The 20,366-nt window shown below is 70.4% G+C and carries 17 protein-coding genes; 6 read left to right on the top strand and 11 right to left on the bottom strand.

The features are described from left to right. Positions 1–112 precede the first annotated feature (112 nt). Entirely contained in the window at positions 113–2,905 is a 2,793-nt protein-coding gene (locus tag QM595_RS17090; protein WP_415172785.1) for a DEAD/DEAH box helicase, read from the top strand. 154 nt (positions 2,906–3,059) lie between these two features. On the opposite strand, the gene QM595_RS17085 is transcribed toward QM595_RS17090, so the two are convergent. Beyond that, positions 3,060–3,965 (bottom strand): 5'-3' exonuclease, encoded by a 906-nt coding sequence (locus QM595_RS17085; RefSeq protein WP_415172786.1) that lies wholly within the window; start codon positions 3,963–3,965, stop codon positions 3,060–3,062. A 123-nt stretch (positions 3,966–4,088) separates the two neighbouring features. Here QM595_RS17085 and QM595_RS17080 point away from each other — a divergent pair, with 123 nt between their 5' ends. The 3 genes from QM595_RS17080 (at position 4,089) to QM595_RS17070 (ending at position 7,268) form a co-directional block, all read left to right on the top strand. Then, positions 4,089–4,550, top strand: a complete 462-nt coding sequence (locus QM595_RS17080; protein ID WP_415172784.1) for an Lrp/AsnC family transcriptional regulator — start codon at positions 4,089–4,091, stop codon at positions 4,548–4,550. A gap of 373 nt (positions 4,551–4,923) precedes the next feature. Next, positions 4,924–6,495 (top strand): apolipoprotein N-acyltransferase, encoded by a 1,572-nt coding sequence (lnt, locus tag QM595_RS17075; protein ID WP_415172783.1) that lies wholly within the window; start codon positions 4,924–4,926, stop codon positions 6,493–6,495. Continuing rightward, on the top strand, positions 6,492–7,268 hold the full coding sequence (locus QM595_RS17070) for a polyprenol monophosphomannose synthase (RefSeq protein WP_415172782.1): 777 nt from the start codon (positions 6,492–6,494) through the stop codon (positions 7,266–7,268). The genes lnt and QM595_RS17070 overlap by 4 nt, the downstream gene beginning before the upstream one ends. Before the next feature lie 44 nt (positions 7,269–7,312). Here the strand turns inward: QM595_RS17070 and QM595_RS17065 are convergent, their stop codons facing one another. From QM595_RS17065 to QM595_RS17050, 4 genes are all read right to left on the bottom strand, one after another. Continuing rightward, positions 7,313–7,699, bottom strand: coding sequence for an RNA polymerase-binding protein RbpA (locus QM595_RS17065; protein WP_415172781.1), 387 nt, complete (start codon positions 7,697–7,699; stop codon positions 7,313–7,315). Between the two features lie 165 nt (positions 7,700–7,864). Continuing rightward, on the bottom strand, positions 7,865–9,235 hold the full coding sequence (locus QM595_RS17060; RefSeq protein ID WP_415172780.1) for an MFS transporter: 1,371 nt from the start codon (positions 9,233–9,235) through the stop codon (positions 7,865–7,867). 34 nt (positions 9,236–9,269) lie between these two features. Further along, a complete protein-coding gene (locus QM595_RS17055) occupies positions 9,270–10,064 on the bottom strand; it encodes a glycerophosphodiester phosphodiesterase family protein (protein WP_415172779.1) in 795 nt (264 codons plus the stop codon). A 69-nt stretch (positions 10,065–10,133) separates the two neighbouring features. Beyond that, on the bottom strand, positions 10,134–11,666 hold the full coding sequence (locus QM595_RS17050; protein ID WP_415172778.1) for a UDP-N-acetylglucosamine 1-carboxyvinyltransferase: 1,533 nt from the start codon (positions 11,664–11,666) through the stop codon (positions 10,134–10,136). 38 nt (positions 11,667–11,704) lie between these two features. Here QM595_RS17050 and QM595_RS17045 point away from each other — a divergent pair, with 38 nt between their 5' ends. Then, positions 11,705–12,721 carry a zinc-dependent alcohol dehydrogenase family protein gene (locus QM595_RS17045; RefSeq protein WP_415172777.1) on the top strand — a complete coding sequence of 339 codons (1,017 nt, stop codon included), beginning with the start codon at positions 11,705–11,707 and terminating at the stop codon, positions 12,719–12,721. A gap of 233 nt (positions 12,722–12,954) precedes the next feature. Here the strand turns inward: QM595_RS17045 and QM595_RS17040 are convergent, their stop codons facing one another. Continuing rightward, entirely contained in the window at positions 12,955–13,407 is a 453-nt protein-coding gene (locus QM595_RS17040; RefSeq protein WP_415172776.1) for a VanZ family protein, read from the bottom strand. Positions 13,408–13,505: 98 nt separating this feature from the next. Here QM595_RS17040 and QM595_RS17035 point away from each other — a divergent pair, with 98 nt between their 5' ends. After that, positions 13,506–14,066 carry a peptidylprolyl isomerase gene (locus QM595_RS17035; RefSeq protein WP_415172775.1) on the top strand — a complete coding sequence of 187 codons (561 nt, stop codon included), beginning with the start codon at positions 13,506–13,508 and terminating at the stop codon, positions 14,064–14,066. 18 nt (positions 14,067–14,084) lie between these two features. Here the strand turns inward: QM595_RS17035 and QM595_RS17030 are convergent, their stop codons facing one another. From QM595_RS17030 to QM595_RS17010, 5 genes are all read right to left on the bottom strand, one after another. Beyond that, positions 14,085–15,788 carry a DUF885 domain-containing protein gene (locus QM595_RS17030; RefSeq protein WP_415172774.1) on the bottom strand — a complete coding sequence of 568 codons (1,704 nt, stop codon included), beginning with the start codon at positions 15,786–15,788 and terminating at the stop codon, positions 14,085–14,087. Continuing rightward, a complete protein-coding gene (locus tag QM595_RS17025) occupies positions 15,785–16,441 on the bottom strand; it encodes a TetR/AcrR family transcriptional regulator (protein ID WP_415172773.1) in 657 nt (218 codons plus the stop codon). Before QM595_RS17025 ends, QM595_RS17030 begins: the two co-directional genes overlap by 4 nt. A gap of 83 nt (positions 16,442–16,524) precedes the next feature. Then, a complete protein-coding gene (locus QM595_RS17020; RefSeq protein WP_415172772.1) occupies positions 16,525–18,561 on the bottom strand; it encodes an ABC transporter ATP-binding protein in 2,037 nt (678 codons plus the stop codon). Continuing rightward, positions 18,558–19,409 (bottom strand): ABC transporter permease, encoded by an 852-nt coding sequence (locus tag QM595_RS17015; protein ID WP_415172771.1) that lies wholly within the window; start codon positions 19,407–19,409, stop codon positions 18,558–18,560. Before QM595_RS17015 ends, QM595_RS17020 begins: the two co-directional genes overlap by 4 nt. Then, the gene (locus QM595_RS17010) at positions 19,406–20,365 is read right to left on the bottom strand and encodes an ABC transporter permease (RefSeq protein WP_415172770.1); all 960 of its coding nucleotides are present in this window, start codon (positions 20,363–20,365) and stop codon (positions 19,406–19,408) included. The genes QM595_RS17015 and QM595_RS17010 overlap by 4 nt, the downstream gene beginning before the upstream one ends. Position 20,366 lies beyond the last annotated feature (1 nt).

The following is a 20,366-nucleotide window of genomic DNA, read 5'->3' as shown; positions in this document are numbered from 1 at the left end:
TGCAGGTCGAGCGCCTGCACTTCTGCCGACTCGGCACTTCTGGGACCAGCACTTCTGCCGACTCGGCACTTCTGGGACCAGCACTTCTGCCGACTCGGCTAGGTTGGTGGGCATGGACGCCGAGCTCTCTCCTGGCCCCAAGAGCCCAGCAGAGCGGTACGCGTCGTACCGGCAGGATCGCAAGCACCCGGTGTTCCGGGACTTCGCGGCGCTCTACGACTTCCCCCTCGACGACTTCCAGGTGCGCGCCTGCAGGGAGATCGAGGAGGGCCGTGGCGTGCTGGTCGCCGCGCCGACCGGCTCCGGCAAGACCATCGTCGGGGAGTTCGCCGTCCATCTGGCGCTGGCGACGGGACGCAAGGCGTTCTACACCACCCCGATCAAGGCGCTCTCCAACCAGAAGTTCCACGACCTGGTGGCCCGCTACGGACCCGATCAGGTCGGCCTGCTGACCGGCGACAACACCGTCAACGGCGAGGCGCCGATCGTGGTGATGACCACCGAGGTGCTGCGCAACATGCTCTACGCCGGCTCCTCGACGCTGCTCGGCCTGGGGTACGTCGTCATGGACGAGGTGCACTACCTCGCCGACCGGTCCCGGGGCGCGGTGTGGGAGGAGGTCATCATCCACCTGCCCGACTCGGTCACCCTGGTCTCGCTCTCCGCAACGGTGTCCAATGCCGAGGAGTTCGGCGAGTGGCTCTCCACGGTCCGTGGCGACACCACCACGATCCTGGAGGAGCGGCGGCCGGTGCCGCTGTTCCAGCATGTGATGGTCGGCAAGCGGATCCTCGACCTGTTCGCCTCCTCCGACGTCGACGCGGCGGCGGGCTTCGTCAAGGAGGGGGCGCCGGTCAACGGTGAGCTGATGAAGCTGGCCCGCGACGACTGGGCCTCCACTCGGATCCGGGACCGGCGCAGCCCGCGCGACTCTCGGAAAGGGGCGAGGCAGGTCGGCAACGGCCGGCGGATCTGGATCCCGTCGCGAGTCGACGTCATCGACGCGCTGGCCCGCGACGGCCTGCTGCCCGCGATCGTGTTCATCTTCAGCCGTGCCGGCTGCGACGCCGCTGTCACCCAGTGCCTGGCGGCCGGGGTCCGACTGACCAGCGCCGAGGAGCGCGACGAGATCTTCGAGTTCGTCGAGGGGGCCTGCGCCGACCTGCCGGGCGAGGACCGGCACGTGCTCGGCTACCACGACTGGCTCGACGGCCTGACCCGCGGCGTCGCGGCCCACCACGCCGGCATGTTGCCGGTCTTCAAGGAGGTGGTCGAGGAGCTCTACCTGCGCGGTCTCATCAAGGTGGTCTTCGCCACCGAGACACTGGCTCTCGGCATCAACATGCCGGCCCGCACCGTGGTCATCGAGAAGCTCACGAAGTGGAACGGCGAGACCCACGCCGACATCACGCCGGGGGAGTACACCCAGCTCACCGGCCGTGCCGGGCGCCGAGGCCTCGATGTCGAGGGCCACGGTGTGGTGCTCTGGCAGCCCGGCATGAACCCGCGCGAGGTGGCTGGCCTGGCCTCGACCCGCACCTACCCGCTGCGGTCCAGCTTCGGGCCGTCGTACAACATGGCGGTCAACCTGGTGAACCAGTTCGGCCGCGCCCGCTCACGCGAGCTGCTGGAGCAGTCCTTCGCGCAGTTCCAGGCCGACAAGGCGGTGGTCGGCCTGGCTCGTCAGCTGCGCAAGGCCGGGGACGCCCTCGACGGCTATCGCGAGGCGGCGAACTGCGATCGCGGCGACTTCATGGAGTACGCCGCGCTGCGCCATCGCATCAGCGACGTCGAGAAGGACGCCTCCCGCGCCCGACGGGCCGACCGACGCGAGGAGATCGTCGCCTCGCTGGAGCGGCTCAAGCCCGGCGACGTGATCGAGGTGCCGTCGGGCAAGTTCGCCGGGATCGCGGTCGTCGTCGACCCCGGCTTCGACCGCGACAACCCCCGGCCCTATGTCGTCACCCTCGACCGGCAGGCCCGCCGACTCGGCATGATCGACTTCCAGGCACCGGTGGAAACGCTGACCCGGCTGCGGATCCCCAAGAGCTTCAACGGCCGCAACCCGCAGCTGCGCCGCGACCTCGCCAGCGCGCTGCGCGAGCGGACCCGGGACCTGCCGCGCTCCCGGCCCTCCCGCGCCGACGGGGGCGCGAAGGGCCTGCCGGCCGCTGTGGAGCGGGAGATCGCCGACCTGCGCGCCCAGCTCCGGGGCCATCCCTGTCACGGCTGCCCCGAACGCGAGGACCATGCCCGGTGGGCGGAGCGGTGGTTCAAGCTGCATCGTGACGCCGAGACGCTGGCGCGCCGGGTCGAGTCGCGGACCAACACCGTCGCCCGGCAGTTCGACCGGGTCTGCGAGGTGCTCGACGCGCTCGGCTATCTCGCCGAGGACGGCGTCACCGACCTGGGCCGGCCGTTGATGCGGCTCTACTCCGAGCTCGACCTGGTGGCCGCGGAGTCGCTGCGAGCCGGGGTCTGGGACTCGCTCTCGGCCGCCGAGCTGGCGGCGGCGCTGTCGACGCTGGTCTTCGAGGCCCGCCGCCCCGACGACGCCTCGGCCCCGCGGCTGCCCGGCGGCCGTGCCAAGACCGCCATCGCCGAGATGGTGCGGATCTGGGGCGACCTCTACGCCCTGGAGCGCGACCACCATCTCGACTTCCTTCGTCAGCCCGACCTCGGCTTCGCCTGGGCCGCCTACCGGTGGGCGGAAGGCGACGACCTCGACGACGTGCTCGGTGTCGTCGAGCTCGCCGCCGGGGACTTCGTGCGCTGGATGAAGCAGCTCATCGACCTGGCCGGCCAGGTCGCCAACGCCGCCGGGGACCGCCCCGTCCGGCGTACCGCCCGCGAGGTGGTGGACCGCCTCAAGCGCGGCGTCGTGGCCCACTCCGGCCTCGACTAGCCACCCCTCCCCGTGACCGGACGCAAACTGACACCCAAAACCAGGTGACTGGACGCAAAGTGACACCCAAAACCGGGTGACCGGACGCAAACTGACGCGCTCGACCTGCGGCGGCGAGCCATCGTGTCCCGCTCGACGAGCTTGACCGTCGTGTCTAGCGCCCGGCAAGGGCGGCGAAGAGCCGGTCCACCGGGCCGCCGAGATTGAGCCGCTCTGCCAGCTCGGCCAGCCGGTCCGGCTCCCGGGGCACCCGCGGCAGCTCGAGGCCGCCGCGCTCCAGGGGCAGGTCACGGGCGACCGCGACCACCCGCGGCGCCACCTCGAGGTACGCCGAGGCAGCATTGATCTTCGCGCGCGGCCCCGGCGCCATGCCACTGTCAGGGTCCTGCGCGGCGGCGACAATCCCGGCCAGCGACCCGAACCGCTGCAGCAGGGTGGCGGCCGTCTTCTCGCCGACGCCCGGCACGCCGGGCAGGCCGTCGGAGGTGTCCCCGCGCATGGTGGCGAAGTCGGCGTACTGGGCCGCCGTGACGCCGTACTTGGCCTGCACCCAGGCGTCGTCGACCAGCTCGTGCCGACTGACGCCACGGGCGGTGTAGAGCACCCGCACCTGGGCGTCGTCATCGACCAGCTGGAACAGGTCGCGGTCGCCGGTGACGACATCGACCGACATGCCAGCGCCGGTGGCCAGGGTGCCGATGACGTCGTCCGCCTCATAGCCCGCCGCGCCCCGGATGGCGATCCCGGCCGCCTCGAGCACCTCGACGATGATCGGCACCTGCACCTCGAGTGGGTCCGGCACCTCCTCCACGTCGGGCCCGACGGGACTCTCGGCCACGACGCGGTGGGCCTTGTAGCCGGGCATCAGCTCGACGCGCCAGTGCGGTCGCCAGTCCTCGTCCCAGCAGCAGACCAGCTCGCTGGGGGAGTACTGGTCCACCAACCGGGCGATGAAGTCGAGCAGGCCACGCACCGCGTTGACCGGCGTACCGTCCGCCGCCCTGATCTCCGGAACGCCGAAGAACGCCCGAAAGTAGAGCGAGGCGGTGTCGAGCAGCATCAACCGTCGTGTCACGGTCTGAATACAACCACGCGATCCGCCCGCGCGGCTCGCTACAGTGGCGGCCGTGAGGGAGTTGGCGAGCGAACCGACCGCAACAGGGGTCGAACGAGAGGTGAGGCCGTGAGCGAGACAACGGCCGAAGCCACCGACCGCAGGATCCTGCAGCTGCTTGCTGCCGACGGCCGGATGTCGTTCACCGACCTCGGGAAGGCGACCGGGCTCTCCACCTCGGCGGTGCACCAGCGGGTCAAGCGGCTCGAGCAGCGCGGCCTGATCCAGGGGTACGGCGCCGCGGTCAACCATGCCGAGCTCGGCCTGCCGCTGACGGCGTTCGTGGCGATCCGGCCGTTCGACCCTTCCGAGCCCGACGACCAGCCGGAGAGGCTGCGCGGCATCCCGGAGATCGAGAGCTGCTGGTCGGTCGCCGGCGAGGAGTCCTATCTGCTCAAGGTCCGCACTGCCACCCCGGCGGCGCTGGAGGACCTGCTCAGCAGGATCCGGGCGGCGGCCAACGTCTCGACCCGGACCACGATCGTGCTCTCGACCTACTACGAGAGCCGTCCGCTCGACGACGTCCGCTGACCGACCGAGCGCGATCGGGGACCTCTCGAAGGGCCATCTGAGACTTCTCGCGGGGCCATCTGAGACTTCTCGGCCGAGGCGGCGTCGGCGTGTCGCGGCCGACACGCCGGGGACCGAGAGAATTCGGACCGGAAATCTGGCTCCTGGGCGACCTCTCTGACCTGCGAAGACGCCCGTCGTCCCAGGTCAGTGCCGGGTTGACGGAAGGTGTCCGGCGAGCGAAGGTTACCCGGGTCCTTCCTGGACGCACTCGGTGCGGAGGGACCCCGGGCTCATTAGACAACGGTGTGCTCCCGGCAGCCTGCCGGGCTCGCGCTGGACCGACGTGCGCCGGGGTCCCCCCGACCATGGAGTGCCCCGGTAGCGTGTGCTCGTGCCGCGCCTCCTCCCGCGCCTGATCCTGGCGGTCGTCGCCGGGCTCGCTCTGGCGGGCGCGTTCGAGCCGCTGACACTGTTCTTCCTGCTGCCGTTCGCGGTGGCGGGCTACTTCCTGGTGGTGCGGGGGCTCACGCCGCGGCGGGGGTTCCTGGTCGGCTGGGCGTTCGGCATCGCCTTCTACTTCACCCACATCGTCTGGATGCGCTCGGTCGGCACCGACGCCTGGCTGGCCCTGGCCGGCGCCGAGTCCCTGTTCTACGGCGCCCTCGGCGCGGCCGTGGCGGTCCTGGCGCACAGCAGGTTGTGGCCGCTGTGGGCCGGCCTGGCCTGGGTGGCCATGGAGCACATCCGCTGCGGCTGGCCGTTCAGCGGGATGCCCTGGGGAAGGCTCTCCTACGCCGTCGTGGACACCCCCTTCGCCGACGCGCTGCCGTACGTCGGAGCGACCGGCGTCAGCCTCGGCCTGGCACTGCTCGGCTCGCTGCTGGCCTGGCTGGCCGTGACACCGCGCCGGGTGCCGGCGTTCGGTGCGTTGGCGGCGGTGCTGGTGGCCTTCGCGGCGGCCGACCTGCGCCCCTGGCAGCCGAACGTCACCGCTCACCTCGACGTCGCGGCGGTGCAGGGCGACGTACCCGGCCCGGGCAACGACATCCTCTGGGACCATCGGCAGGTCACCCGCAACCACGCCGAGGCCACCGAGCAGCTGGCCCGGGACATCGCGGCCGGCACCGCGGCGAAGCCGGACTTCGTGTTGTGGCCGGAGAACTCCACAGCGACCGACCCCTTCCGCGACGCCCGCGACCACGCCGCGATCCTCGACGCACTGCAGGCCGTCGACGTGCCGATCCTGGTCGGCGCGATGGTCGACGGCGGGTCGAGGCACGTCTACAACCAGGGCATCGTCTGGGATCCGGTCACCGGGCCGGGGGAGCGCTACACCAAGCGCCATCCGGTGCCGTTCGGAGAGTACATCCCGTTCCGCGCCGTCCTCGACGACCTCACTGGTGGCTGGAACTTCGGCCGCCTCTCACGAATCGGCCGGGACATGGTGGCCGGCACCGGCAAGGAGCCGCTGACCGTGGCCGGCGTGCCGGTGGCCGACGCGATCTGCTTCGACATCGCCTACGACGACGTGCTCTACGACCAGGTCTCCCGGGGCGCACAGCTGGTGACGGTGCAGACCTCCAACGCCTTGTTCATCTTCACCCACCAGATCGAGCAGCAGTTCGCCATCACCCGGCTGCGTGCCATCGAGACCGGCCGCTACGTCGTGGTGGCCTCGCCCAACGGCAGGACCGGGGTCATCGCGCCTGACGGCTCGGTGATCGCGACGGCGCGCCCGCGCACCACGAGCGTGCTCAACGAGCAGGTCGGCCTGGTCTCCGGGATCACCCCGGCGGTGTGGCTGGGGCCGTGGCCGGGCCGGGTGGTGCTGCTGACGACGGCGGTGGCGCTGATCGCCGTTTCGATCAGGTGGCCTCGGCGTCGTAGCGTTGTCGCGACACCGGACGACGTCAGCCTCGAGCAGCCGTTCAACGAGCCGACCGGAGAGAAGACCCCGACGTGAGCGCACCATCCCTGACCGACCAGCTGGGTCGGGTCGTCATGGTGATCCCCACCTACAACGAGGCCGACAACCTGGCCTGGATCGTCGGCCGGCTGCGGCGCGCCCAGCCGGAGGTCGACGTGCTCGTCGTCGACGACGGCTCACCGGACGGCACCGGTCGCCTCGCCGACGAGCTCGCCGACGCGGATCCGCAGGTCCACGTGATCCACCGGCAGGAGAAGGCCGGGCTGGGCGCGGCCTACCTCCACGGCTTCGCGTGGGCGCTCGACGAGGGGTACGACGTCATCGGCGAGATGGACGCCGACGGCTCCCACCAGCCCGAGGAGCTCGTCCGGCTGCTGGATGCGCTGGCCGACGGCGCGGACTTGGTGCTCGGCTCGCGCTACGTGCCCGGCGGATCGGTGGTCAACTGGCCGCTGCGCCGCTGGGCCATCTCACGTGCCGGCAACCTCTACGTGCGGCTGCTGCTGGGCATCCCGATCAAGGACGCCACCGGCGGCTACCGGCTCTTCCGGCGCACCACCCTGGAGAAGATCGACCTCGCCACGGCGCGGTCGGCGGGCTATGTCTTCCAGACCGAGCTCGCCACCCGGGCGCTCCAGCACGGCCTGAAGGTGCGTGAGGTGCCGATCGAGTTCATCGAGCGGGTGCGTGGCGACTCCAAGCTCAGCGGCGGCATCGCCTCGGAGTCGATGCGACGCGTCACTGCCTGGGGCCTCCAGGAGCGGACGGCGCAGCTGCGCGGTGCCCTCCGCCGTCGCGCCGGGGGCTAGTCAGCCGCTGGCCCGGCGCTGGTCAGCCGCTGACCCTGCGCTGGTCAGGCGCTGGCCCGGCGCTTCCGGGTCGCCGGACGGTGCAGGTGCGCGGGGCCGATCTCGCCGCCGCGCAGCAGTTCGAGACGCTCCTTGAGGATCTCCTCGAGCTCCTTCTCGGAGCGGCGCTCGAGCAGCATGTCCCAGTGCGTGCGGGCCGGCTTCTCGTTCTTCAGCTCGGGCTGGGTGCCGTCGGCATTGAGCGCCTCGTGGCCGCAGCGTGGGCACTCCCAGACGGCCGGCACCTCGGCCTCGACCGCCATCGTGATCTCGAACTCATGGCCCTGCGGGCAGCGGTAGCCGACCTGCTGCCGTGCGGCGAACTCGATGCCGCGCTCGTCCTCGAAGCTCTGGCCCCCGAGTCGGGCCCCCCTGAGTGTGCGCTCCGCCATGCGGGCACCTCCCTGTCCTTGTTCCCCGCGGCCAGCCCGGGTCGGGCGGCCGCGCCGGGTGTCTTCGAGACGGGCGCCGTGACCGCTCGTGACGGCAGGCGCCCTGATCCCCCTGTCGAAGTGTTCAACGGTAGCGACCCGCGCAATGTTCCGGCAAACGCCGGATCAGATCACCGCGGGCACCCGGTTGCCCGCGTCCTCGACGCCGCGGCGCGGGTCCAGCCGGAGCAGGAAGAACAGGCCGAGCAGGAAGAAGATCACGATGGCCACGATGGCCCAGCGGTAGGAGCCGGTGAGCTGAAAGGTCAGTCCGAAGACCAGGGTGCCGAACCAGGAGGTGCCGCGCTCGGCGGCGTTGTAGAGCGCGAAGTACTCGCCCTCGCGGCCGCGGGGGATGAAGAGGCTGTAGAAGGAGCGCGAGAGCGCCTGGGTGCCGCCCATGACGATCGCGATGGCGATGCCGGCGACCATGAAGAGCGCCACATTGCGGTCGGGGAGGAAGGCGGCCAGCACCACGATCGCCATCCAGCCCACGCACCCCCAGATGATGCACCGGTAGGCGCCGTACCTCGCCGCCACCCGGCCGAAGAGCAGGGCACCGCCGAAGGCCACGAACTGGATGAGCAGGATGGCGGCGATGAGCACGCTCTCGCCGAGGTGAAGCTGCTTGCTGCCGTAGATCGAGGCGCTGTAGATGACCGTCTGGATGCCGTCGTTGTAGAACAGGTAGGCGATCAGGAAGGTCATCGTCATCGGGTACGACGGCAGCTCCTTGAGAGTCCGGAAGAGCTGCCCGAAGCTGCGTCCGAGCAGGCCGCCCGGCGCCGGGGCACCCTCGCGGGCGGGGTAGTCCCGCAGCCGCACTACGGGGATGATGGTGAAGCCCGCCCACCACAGCGCGGCGGAGAGCAGCGAGAGCCGTACCGCCAGCTCCTTGTCCATCCCGAGGGCGTCGTGGCCGAGCACCATGCCGAGGTTGACCAGCAGCAGCAGGCCGCCGCCGACGTACCCGAACGCCCAGCCACGCGACGAGACCGCGTCGCGCTCGTGCTCCTCGGAGATGTCGACCATGATCGCGTAGTAGCTGACCAGCGAGCAGCCGCCGAGGATGCTGGAGACCACCACCGCGACGGCGCCGAGCTGCCACTGCTCGCCGCGCAGGAAGAACAGCAGCGCCGCGAAGAAGGAGCCTGACCAGGCGAACCAGGCCATGTGCATCTTCTTGCGCCCGCTCCGGTCGACCATCGCGCCGACGATCGGCAGGATGAAGGCGCTCAGGATCGTCGCGAACGAGGTGAGGTACGACGGCAGCGACCCGGCGGCGAGGTGCAGGCCGAGCACGTCGACGGTCCGCTTGCAGGTGTCGTCGAGGTCGGTGCAGCCGGCCGCCCGGCCGGCGACGGTGATCATCAGCGGGCCGAAGAGGACGGTCAGCGTGGTGGCGTAGAAGGCCGAGTTCGCCCAGTCGTACCAGTTCCAGGCTCGCTGCTCGGCGCGGCGGCGGACCGGCCCCAGGTCGGCGATACCAGTGCTCACCCCGTCACCTCTCGCTGCGCTCGTTGACGCTCACTCATGCTCGCTCCCTCCAGAGGCCGCGCTCGACGAGCACATCCTTCAACAGGTCCGTCCGGTCGGTCATCAGGCCGTCGACCCCCAGGTCGATCAGCTCGTTCATCTCCTCGGGGGCGTCGATGGTCCAGACGTGGACCTGGACGCCGACGGCGTGGGCCCGGCGGACCAGGCCGGGCGTGGCGATGACCACGTCCCGGCCGGCGATCCGGCGCCGGTGGGGGATCTGCAGCGCGCACACCTGGCGCCGGGTGAGCAGGTCGGCCAGCCGGCCGCTGGGCAGCAGCCGGAAGAGCACGGTCTCGACCGGGTGTCCCGAGGTCCGCACCCGGCCGGCGGTGAGCTTGCGGAACCGGCGCAGCGTGCGCGGCCCGAAGGAGCCCACCATCACCCGGTCCCAGGCCTGGCGGCGTGCCAGGAAGTCGGCGAGGGCGGCCGCGGCGGCCGGTGCCTTGAGGTCGATATTGAAGGTCGCCTCGGGGAACTCCTCGAAGAGCTCGGCCATGGTCGGGATCTGGTGGCGGCCGCCGATGCGGGCCGCCCGGACCTCGGCGAGCGTCAGGTCGGCGATGGCGCCGACGGAGTCGGTGACCCGGTCCAGGACGCGGTCGTGGAAGGCGAGCAGCACACCGTCGCTGGTCACGTGGACGTCGGTCTCCAGATGGGTGTAGCCGAGCCCGACCGCGTGCCGGAACGCCGCCAGGGTGTTCTCCAGCCCCTCGATCTCCGGATGGTAGGCACCACCACGATGCGCGAAGGCCAGCACACCGTCGTGCGGTCCGAGGGGTTTCCTCACGCACCGAAGTATGGCGTGCGCAACCCGGTCATGGGGTCAACGGCACGGCCTAGTAGCCTGTCGCGGCTACTAGTTGCTGATGTCGCGGAAGGGCTCGATGTGGGCGCCGAGCTCGTTGAGCCGCTCGGCCAGGTCCTCATAGCCGCGGGCGATGACATAGGTGGAGCGCAGCACGCTGGTGCCCTTGCTGGCCAGCATCGCCAGCAGGATCACCACCGCCGGCCGCAATGCCGGCGGGCAGACGATCTCGGCACCGGAGAAGTGGGTGGGGCCCTCGATCATCACCCGGTGCGGGTCGAGCAGCTTCACCTGGCCGCCGAGCTTGTTGAGCTCGGTGAGGTAGATGGCGCGGTTCTCGTAGACCCAGTCGTGCAGCAGGGTCTGGCCGGTCGCGACGGCGGCGATGACCGCGAAGAACGGCAGGTTGTCGATATTGAGGCCCGGGAACGGCATCGGGTGGATCTTGTCGCTGGAGGCGTGCAACAGCGAGTGGCGGGTGGTGATGTCGACCAGTCGGGTCTTGCCGTTGGCGGCGAGGTACTCCTCGCTGCGGGCGTAGTGGAAGCCCATCTCCTCCAGCGTCGCCAGCTCGATCTCGAGGAATTCGATCGGGACCCGGCGGATGGTGATCTCGGAGTCGGTCACGATGGCGGCGGCCAGCAGGCTCATCGCCTCGATCGGGTCTTCCGCGGGGGAGTAGTCCACGTCGACGTCGATGGACTCCAGCCCGGTGACGGTCAGCGTGGTGGTGCCGATGCCGTCGACGGTGACCCCGAGCTTCTGCAGGTAGAAGCAGAGGTCCTGGACCATGTAGTTGCTCGAGGCGTTGCGGATCGTGGTGGTGCCCGGGTGCAGCGCGGCGGCCATCAGGGCGTTCTCGGTGACGGTGTCGCCGCGCTCGGTCAGCACGATCGGCCGGCCGGGGGTGATGTCGCGGTCCACGGTGGCGTGATAGGCGCCGTCGGTCGCCTTGACGGCCAGGCCGAAGGCCCGCAGCGCGGCCATGTGCGGCTCGACGGTGCGGGTGCCGAGGTTGCAGCCACCGGCATAGGGGAGCTCGAAAGTGTCGGCGCGATGGAGCAGCGGGCCGAGGAACATGATCACCGAGCGGGTACGACGAGCGGCCTCCTCGTCGACATTGTCGAGGCGCAGCTCGCGCGGGTGCACGATCTCCAGGTCGTTGTCCTCGTTGAGCCAGCGGGTCTGCACGCCGAGGCTGTTGAGGACCTCGATGAGCCGGTTGACCTCCTCGATCCTGGCGACCTTGCGCAGCGTCGTACGCCCCTTGTTGAGCAGGCTGGCGCACAGCAGTGCGACGCCGGCGTTCTTCGAGGTCTTCACGTCGATGCTGCCGCTCAGCGTGGTCGGGCCGGTCACCCGCAGGTGCACCGGTCCGGCGCCGAGGGAGACGATCTCGGAGTCGACCGCCGCGCCGATGCGGGCGATCATCTCGAGGGTGAGGTTCTGCTGGCCCTTCTCGATGCGGTTGATGGCACTCTGTGAGGTGCCGAGCCGCTCGGCCAGTTGGGCCTGGGTGAGCCCCCGGTGGGTGCGTGCGTCGCGGACGAGGTTGCCGATGCGGCCCTTGTAACCGTCACTCATGCGGACCACCGTAACTCACATGTGAGATAATCCCTAGCATGTTGGCGACCACGTTGCAGGGTGTCCGTGACATCCGCTTCACGACCGTTCCCGACCCGGAGATCAGCAGGCCGACCGACGCGATCGTCAAGGTAGCGGCGTCGTGCATCTGCGGCTCGGACCTGTGGAACTACCGAGGGGAGAACAGCATCCGGCCCGGCATGACCATCGGCCACGAGTGCCTCGGCATCGTCGAGGAGGTGGGCGGCGAGGTCTCCTCGTTCCGGCCGGGCGACTTCGTCATCGTGCCGTTCTGCCACAGCGACAACACCTGCCCGGCCTGTCGCGCCGGGGTCACCTCGGCATGTGTCGACGGCGGCTTCACGGTCAGCGGACAGGGGGAGTACGCCCGGGTCAACCACGCCGACGGCTCGCTGGTCGCGATCCCGGCGGATCCGGCGCCCGAGCTGCTGGCGTCGCTGCTGGCGCTGACCGACGTGATGGCCACCGGCTGGCACGCCGCGGTCTCGGCCGGCGTACGTCCGGGCGGCACCGCCGTCGTGGTCGGCGACGGCGCGGTCGGGCTGTGCGGGGTGCTGGCCGCCGCCACCCTGGGTGCGGCGCGGGTCGTCGCGATGTCACGGCACGCGCCCCGGCAGGCGCTGGCCCGGCGGTTCGGCGCCACCGACATCGTCGCCAGCCGCGGCGAGCAGGGCGAGGCGGAGGTCCTGGAGCTGACCGATGGTGTCGGCGCCGATGCGGTGCTGGAGTGCGTGGGCACCGACGAGACGATGCGGACGGCGTTCGCGGTCGCCCGGGCCGGCGCGACGGTCGGCTTCGTCGGCGTACCTCATGGCGTCAACCTGCCGGTACGACGCATGTTCGATCGCAATATCGGGCTCGCCGGCGGCGTCGCCCCGGTGCGCGCCTATCTGCCCGAGCTGTTGCCGCTCGTGCTCGGTGGCGCCATCGACCCCGGCCAGGTCTTCGACGCCACGCTGCCGCTGGCGGAGTCGGCCGAGGGCTACCGGCTGATGGACGAGCGAGAGGCGATCAAGGTCTTCCTGCAGCCCTGACCAGCTCCTGGCCGGGCATGGCCGTGTCGGTGCAGCCGCAGTCGGCGTCGCACGGCAGGTAGCGGTGCCCGGCGTGGCCGCAGTGCACGCACGGCAGGTCGTGCGACAGATGGCGGCTGCCCGGCCCCGGCTCGGCGGTGTCCCACATGCTTCTTCCTCCCTGCTCCCAATGTAGGGAAGAGGGGAGTGGCACCGCGTCCGATACACGGCGCGTCCTGGATGGTCAGAACGGGCTATCCGGCATGGGCCGTCGTGGTCAGCCGGCGCCGCCGTCGACGGCGAGTGGCGGGCAGCGTCAGCAGCAGCGCGATGCCGATGCCGATCAGCGCGCCGAGGGTGTTGGCCTGCAGGTCGCGCGGGTCCGGCACCCGGCCGGGGATGTAATGCTGGGCGTACTCGATGCCCGCCGTCATCGCGAACGACATCAGCCCCGCCAGCCACCAGCCTCCGGAGCCGAACAGCAGCAGCAGGAACATGCCGATCGGCACGAACATGGCGATGTTGAGGCCGAACTCCAGCCGGTTGTAGTCCAGCCACTCGGCGTAGCCTCGGCGGTGCAGCCCGGTCAGCAGCCGCCACATCAGGTCGTTGGCCGGCCCGGTCGGCTGCGGCGTCAGCGTCAGCCAGCCGACGAACAGCACGTAACCGCCGGTGACCAGGCTGAGGAACGGGTGACGGTGGAGCATCGTCCCAGTGTGCCGGGTGGGTGGTCACGGCATTGGCGGCCGGCCGGAATAGGCTCGGTGGAGCCCGTGGCGCATTGCCCGATCCAGCAGAGGTGCTCATGACGACTGTCCGGTTCCAGACCCAGCTCGGCGACTTCGAGGTGACCCTCGCCGACGAGGCCGCGCCGATCACCACGGCGAACTTCCTGCGCTATGTGGACGCCCACGCCTATGACGGTGGCACGTTCTTCCGGACGGTGAGCCCGGAGACCTCCGGCAACGACCTGATTCCGGAGGACCTGGGGGAACTCGGCGACTATGCCCCCAACGACTCCGTCCCGATCAGCGTGGTCCAGGCCGGCACGGCGGCGGGACGGCAGGACTTCTCTCCGATTCCGTTGGAGCGCACCGACGTCACCGGCGTGCGCCACGTCGACGGTGCCATCTCGGTGAGCCGGCTGGATCCCGACAGCGCCACCTCGGAGATCTTCCTGTGCCTCGGCGATCAGCCGCAGCTGGACGCGGGCGGTGCCCGCAACCCGGATGGACTCGGCTTCGCCGCCTTCGGCGCGGTCACCGCGGGCATGGAGGTGGTGCGTGCCATCCACTCCGCGCCGTCCGAGGGTCAGCTGCTGGCCCCGCCGATCGTGATCGAGCGAGTCTCGCTCTGCGCCGGGTAGGTGCGGTGAGCGGAACGCCTATGGCGCCGCGGTGGCGAAGGGGGAGTGCCCGCCGTCGGCGACGAAGCGGTGCACCTCGTCGGAGAGGACCGACAACGGCACCGAGCCGAGCGAGAGCACCAGGTCGTGGAAGGCCGGCAGCGAAAAGCGTTCCCCCAGCGCCTGCTCGGCCTCGGCGCGGAGTTCCAGGATGCGCATCATGCCGAGGTAGTAGGAGGTCGCCTGGCCGGGCCAGGAGATATACCGGTCGACCTCGGTGGTCACCTCGTGCTCGTCCAGCGCGGTGTGATCGCGCAGGAAGGCCCGGGCGCGCTCGCGGGTCCAGCCCAGCAGGTGGACACCCGGATCGACGACCAGGCGCACCGCCCGCCACATCTGGTAGCTGAGCATTCCCATGGCGTCGTACGGGCTTTCGTACATCCCCATCTCGGTGCCGAGCCGTTCGGTGTAGAGCGCCCAGCCCTCGCCGTAGGCGGAGATGTAGTCCGCGCGCCGGAAGTCGGGCAGGTGGGTCATCTCCAGGGCGAACGGCACCTGGAAGCAGTGGCCCGGCGCGGCCTCGTGCAAGGTCAGGGCGGCCAGCGAGTAGAGCTTGCGGGCCGGCAGGTTGTAGGTGTTCAGCAGGTATTCGCCGTCACCGCCCCGGCCGGCGGTGTAGAACGGCGCGATCTCCGGATCGACCTCGACGATAGCGAACCGACGGCGCGGCTGACGACCGAAGTACCGCTCGCTCACCGCGTCGAATCGCTTGGCGTGCCAGGCCGCCCAGCGCAGCAGCCCGCCGGGAGTGGTCTCCACGAACTGTGGATCGGTGCGCATGAACGCCAGCATGTCCCCGGCGCTGCGGTATCCGGCACCGGCGGCGACCTGCGCCATCTCCTGGGACAGTGCCGTGACCTCGTCGAGCCCGATGCGGTGGATCTGCTCACCGGTCAGGCCGGAGGTGGTGAACTCGTCCAACTGCGCCTGGTAGCACTCGGCGCCGTCGGGCTGGCTGGCCAGGTCGATCCGTTCCGGCAGCCGGGGGAAGTACTCCTGACGCAGGAAGGTGTCCAGGGTCTCCAGCGCCGGCATCACCTGATCGACGACGGTCGTCTCGATCTCGGTGTGCAGGGCCGCCCTGGCAGCGGCGCTGACCGACGGCGGCAGGGTCTGCACCGGGTTTGCGAAGCTCGCCGCCGCCGACGGCCCGCCGGTCACGAACTCCCGCAGTGCGCTCGCCCGGCCAACCATGGTGACGGCCGGCGGGGCGAAGCCGCGGGCGATGCCGAGGCGCATATTCTCGATATTGGCCCGGACAAAGGCGCCCATCGACTCGACGTGCTCGAGGTAGGTCCGTGCGTCATCGGTGTCGGCGAGCACCCGGCGGGGTGCGGCCAGCAGATCGTTCCAGAAGGCGGTGTCGCCGTTCGCCGGTCGTTCGTACATCCGGAACCGGCGGCGGTCGATCATCGTGGTCAGCTGATAGCGGTAGACACCGTAGTCCGACAGCGCAGCCGGTCCCAGGGCGGCCGGGTCGATGCGGTCGAGGTCGGCCAGCGTGGACTCCCAACGCTGCCGCCGCTGCTGCTCTCGGTCGGCGCTGACGTCGGGCAGCGGCCCGCCGGGTACGGCGGTCGGGGAGCAGTGCGCGAGCTCGCCCAGCTCCGTGGTGCGCCAACGCCATTCGGACTCGTAGAGCTCCCGCAGTTCCCGCTCCGCCGGGACCTCGGTGCCGGTCATGGCTGATCGTTACCAGTGGCCGGGCTGACGAAGTGCCGTCTCACCCAGTCGTGCAAGTACTCCCGCGCGCCCAGCGGTCCCAACGGCGAGTTGCGGGCATAGGCCTGCATGGTCAACCCGTCGAAGGCGATGATGAAGTCGGTGGTCATCGTCTCCAGGTCCGACATCTCGAAGCTGCCGTCCTCGATACCCCGCTCCAGCGCGGCAGCGATGTCCGCCCGCCAGGTGGCGTAGGCATCCATCTGCCAGCGCGCGTGGGTCGAGTCGCGGACGGCGAGGCTGAAGAAGTCCAGCCACAGCCGGGCGTGCTGGACCTCGCGAGGCTCGGTGCCGAAGAACCTGTCGATGTGGATGCCGAGTGCCTCCGCACCGCTCTCGGCATCCCGAGCCGCCTGGGCCAGCGGGACGTAGAACGACTCGATCTCCGAGCGCAGCACATCGGCCAGGACGTCGTCCAGGCCGGCGAAGTGGTAGGTCACGGTGCCCACCGAGACGCCGCTGGCCCTGGCGATCTCCCGCAGCGTCGTGGTCGCCAGCCCCTGCTCCGCGATGAGGTCACGGGCCGCGTCGACGATCAGCCGACGGCGTACCTCGGTCGGTTGCCGAACCCTCTCGGACGGTCGGCGGGCGCGGGGCCTGGGGCGCTGGCTCACTGGGGCAAACCTTTCAGGACGGGTGCGTGGACGCCTCCGCCCGACGCCGTCTCGCGGCGGGCAGCACTGTCCCGCAAGAATCGTCACGATACTGGCGACAACTCGCCGATCGGGACATGACAGCGGAGCCGATGGCCCGCACCCATCGTCTGCCAGGGCGGGGTCACCACGTCGCACACCCCCTCGATGCGGTGCGGGCAGCGACGCTGGAAGGCGCAGCCGGCCGGCGGCGGCGCCGACTCCGGCTCGTCCGACACGCCACTGCCAGCTTTGAGCTCGGCGCCCGGTGTCTCGCTCGGCACGGATCGCACCAGCAGCCGGGTGTACGGATGGGTGGCCCTGCCGAGGACCTCGTCCACCGGCCCCTCCTCGCAGACCCGGCCGAGGTAGAGCACCACCACCCAGTCGGCGACGGCGCGCACCACGGCCAGGTCGTGCCCGATGAACAAGTAGCCGAGCTGATGTTCCTCGCGCAGTTCCTCCATCAGCCGCAGTACCGACGCCTGGACGGAGACGTCCAGCGCGGACACGATCTCGTCGGCCAGCACCAGCGCCGGGCCGGCGGCTACCGCGCGGGCGATGCCGACCCGCTGCTGCTCACCGCCGGACAACTGTCCAGGCATGCTGTCCGCCCGGGTCGGGCTCAATCCGACGTCGGCGAGCGCCTCGTCCCGGACCTGCCGCAGTGCCTGGCCTCGCAACCCCCGCAACCGCGCCGGCCGGGAGACGGCATCGCCGACCGTACGCCGGGGATTGAGCGCCTTTGTCGGGTTCTGGAAGATCAGCTGCACCTTGCGCCGCAGTGACGGCTCGCGGGCCTCGGCGGGCCGGCCCAGGTCGGCCGGCTCCGGCTCGGGACCGTCGCCGCTCCACAGGGTCAGGGTGCCGGCCGTCGGCCGCCGCAGCCCGGCGATGGTCCAGGCGATCGTGGACTTGCCGCTGCCGCTCTCGCCGACCAGCGCGACCACCTCGCCGCGATGCACGGTGAGATCGACGTCCTGGACGGTGGGCCCGGAGCGCGGATCCGGACGGCGTCGATAGTCGACCTCGAGACCCGTGACCGTCAGCAGCGGGACACCGCGGTGACCCATCGGCCGGCGGCGTGGGGTGGCGCGGCGCAGCGGCGAGGCCAGCACCTCCGACAGGTTCAGGCAGGCGGCTCGGTGATCGGGCCGGTCCTCGGAGAAGGCGGTGAGTTCCGGCGCGGCGCCGCTGTGGCAGGTCTGCGTGGCGAACGTGCAGCGGGGCGCGAAGGAGCAGCCCGGCAGGGTGGCGGCGTCGCCGACCGTGCCGCCCATGGTGACGGGCAGTCCCGGCTGGTCGAGCTTGGGCACACTGGCCAGCAGCCCTCGGGTATAGGGGTGGGCGGGGGCGGCGAACGCCTCCTGGGCACTGCCCAGCTCGACCACCCGGCCGGCGTACATCACCATGATCCGGTCGCAGACCGCCGCCACCGCCGCGAGGTCGTGGCTGACCAGCACGATGGAGACGCCGAGTTCGGTACGCAGCTGCCGCAGCAGTGCCAACACGCTCGCCTGGGTGACGACGTCCAGCCCGGTGGTCGGCTCGTCGAGGACCAGCAGACCTGGTCGGCCGGCCAGGGCCATCGCCAGCGCGACCCGCTGCTGCTGGCCGCCGGACAGTTCGTGCGGGTACCGGCGCACCAGGCTCTCCGGGTCCGGCAGCCGTACCTGCCCGAAGAGGCTGAGGACCTCCCGGGCCGCGGCGTCCTTGTCCAGACCCCGGGTGGCGCGCAGCACCTCGACCATCTGGCTGCCGACCCGCATGGACGGGGTGAGGCTGTGCCCGGCGTTCTGCGGGACGAACCCTACCCGGGTCCGCCGGATCCGGCTCAGGGTGCGCGCACCGACGCCGAAGACCGGCTCGCCGGACAGTTCCACGGTGCCGCTGGTCAACCGGGACCCGCGGCGCAGCGTCCCCACCAGCGCCGAGGCCAGCGTCGACTTGCCGCATCCGGACTCGCCGACGATCCCGAGTGTCTCGTTGGCCTCGCAGGTCAGCCACACATCGCGGAGCACTGGGATCTCCCGGCCACCCGACCGATAGGACACCGAGAGTCCCTCGATCTGTGCCACTGCGGCGGTCGGCTGTTCGGTCATCTGGCCACCCCTCGATCGACGCCGCGCGCCTTGGCGAAACCGTCCGCAGCCAGGTTCAGGCCCAGGATGATGAAGGCCAGGGCGATGATCGGGGCGATCGTCGCCCACGGCGCCACCGCCAGCAGTGCACGGTTCTCGGACACCATCAGCCCCCAGTCCGGAGTGGGCGGGTTCGCGCCGAAGCCCAGGAAGGACAGGGCGCTGACCAGCAGCAGGATCGACGAGGCTCGGACGGCCAGTTCCACCATGACGACGTCTAGGATGTTGGGCCACAGCTCGCGCCGCAGGATCGGCCAGAATCGCTCGCCGCGGGCTCTGGCGGCGGTGACGTAATCCAGGTCGACCACCGTCTGCGCGCTCGCCCGCAGCACCCGGGTCGACGCGGGCAGGTAGATCACCGTCGACACCAGCACGATGATCGGCATCCCGGCCCCGAGCACGGTGACCACCACCAGCAGCCCGAGGATCGCCGGGATCGCCAGCAGGGTGTCGATGAGCCGGGCCAGCACCTGGTCGAACCAGCCGCGCCGGTAGGCGGCCAGACAGCCCAGGAAGGTGCCGAGCACGACGATCATGACGGTCGCGCACAACGAGATCACCAGGGCGAACCGGCCACCGTAGAGCACCCGGGTCAACACGTCACGGCCCAGCTGATCCGTCCCGAGCAGATAGGTTCGCGACGGATTCTCGATGACGTGCAAGGCATTCGGCTCGACCGGCGAGTGCGGGGCGATCAGCGGCGCGAAGATCGCGACGAGCACGCTGATGGCGATCAGCACGACGCCGCTGCGCAGTCCCCACGAGGTGCCCAGGGCGCTGCGCAGCACGCCGGCGCGCGGTGCCGTCATCGAGCCCGCCCCGGGGTGCGCATCCGCGGATTGAGGAAGGTCGCGGCGACATCGGCGAGCAGGTTGCACACGATGAACAGCATCGCGCTCATCAGGGCGACGAACTGCAGCACCGGCAGATCCCGGACGTGCACCGCGTTGACCAGGGTGGTGCCGATCCCCGGGTAGTTGAAGACGGCCTCGACCACCACGACACCGCCGACCAGGTAGGCGATATTGATCGCGATGATGTTCAGCGTCGGCAGGATCGCGTTGGGGATCATGTGCAACAACAGGATTCGTGGCCGTGACAGCCCGCGGATACCGGCCATCGCGATGTAGTCGCTGGCCATCACGTCGATGACGCTGGTCCGCATCATCCGGATGATGTAGCTCGACATGGCGATGATCAGCGCGGCTGCCGGCAACCACATCGCCGGCAGCAGTTGGCTCAGCGTCGCCGTCGGTCCGTCCGTCACCACGGCGGGGAACCACATCAGTTTGATCGCGAACAGCAGCACCAGCAAAGTGGCGACGGTGAACTCGGGCACGCTCATCGCGACCAGGGCGACACCCGAGATGACGGCGTCCGGCCAGCGCCCCCGGGTGAGTCCGGCAATCACACCGAGGCCCACCGCGACGGTGACGCCGATGACCACCACGATCAGTGCCAACACGGCGGAGTTCCGCAGCGGCAGGGCAACCTCGGACAGCACTGACTTCTCGCTGACCAGCGAGTGTCCGAAGTCGCCGTGCAGCACACCGCCCAGCCAGCTCAGGTAGCGCTGCCATCCTGGGTCATCGAGGTGCAGCTGAGCACGCAGGGCGTCCTTCGCCTCGGGTGTCGCGTCCTTGCCCAGGACCTGGGAGGCGAGATCACCCGGGAGGGCCTGCAGGGCCAGGAACACCAGGATCGTCACCAGCAGCATGGTCAGCAGCGCGTAACCCAGCTGACGGGCGACCGACGAAACGGTCATC

Source organism: Nocardioides sp. (assembly GCF_047607185.1).
Lineage (GTDB): Bacteria > Actinomycetota > Actinomycetes > Propionibacteriales > Nocardioidaceae > Nocardioides.
This window is presented reverse-complemented; position numbering and strand designations above follow the sequence as displayed.